Annotated in this window: 1 protein-coding gene; it reads right to left on the bottom strand. The window is 36.9% G+C overall.

Going from position 1 to position 889, the window contains the following annotated elements:
- The coding region (locus EAE89_RS23030) for an Imm52 family immunity protein (RefSeq protein WP_214086670.1) at window positions 1-718 on the bottom strand (718 nt) is incomplete at its 3' end.
- Window positions 719-889 lie beyond the last annotated feature (171 nt).

Below are 889 nucleotides of genomic sequence, written 5' to 3'. Positions count from 1 at the left end.
CCTCAGTAATTAATGGCAGTAATCCCAAATTCAACAACTGAATTTCAATATCATTGGCTTTATCAATATCATCCTGATTTTCGCCGTCAAAAATGCCTTGTTTGGTGATAATTAATGTCCCCAATTGTTCTTTATCATTGGCAATAGGCAAGATTTCAGCTGCCATTGGTAATAATGCGGGATCTATAACAAAGGGTAAATAAATCATCCACCCTGCACTCAGCCTGTCGGGGAATACCTGATTTTGCTTCAAGGTATAACCGTTAGTTTCTACCATAATGTAGGGAGCATTACGGCTGAGAACTAAAAAGGTAATAAGGTCAATCAGCCGTGAAAACTGAAAATCTTTTTCGTCAATATTAAGATCTATTGTTATCTCAGTTTGTCCTAGCCTGTTACTACGATAGTTTTCATAAAATAGGGAACAGGCAAGATCGTCATCTTCACCATCCCAAATACTTTTTCCTATCAAAGGGAAATTTTCTTTGTAATTTCTTTCGAATACCTGAATTGCTTTTTCTGTCGGGTGGCCCCCTTCAAAAACAAGGTGTTCTAATGCTTCCTTACGAGTATGACCTGTCAAATACCAGGTTTTTTGACGCCTAAAGAATTGGTTAATCTGTTGCGTTATCTTATACAAATCAGTGAGTGCCATTTGTGGAGTCAGCGATTCTTTCCAGTCAAAATACAGTTCTATTTCCAGTGATAAAATAGCCATTTATTACCTCGCATTATTCAAATAAAGGAGTGTGAAATGCCGCACTGATAAGGGCAGATATTAAACCTCAGTAATTAATGGCAGTAATCCCAAATTCAACAACTGAATTTCAATATCATTGGCTTTATCAATATCATCCTGATTTTCGCCGTCAAAAATGCCTTGTTTGGT

The organism is Photorhabdus heterorhabditis, assembly GCF_018448905.1.
Taxonomy (GTDB): domain Bacteria; phylum Pseudomonadota; class Gammaproteobacteria; order Enterobacterales; family Enterobacteriaceae; genus Photorhabdus; species Photorhabdus heterorhabditis.
This window is presented reverse-complemented; position numbering and strand designations above follow the sequence as displayed.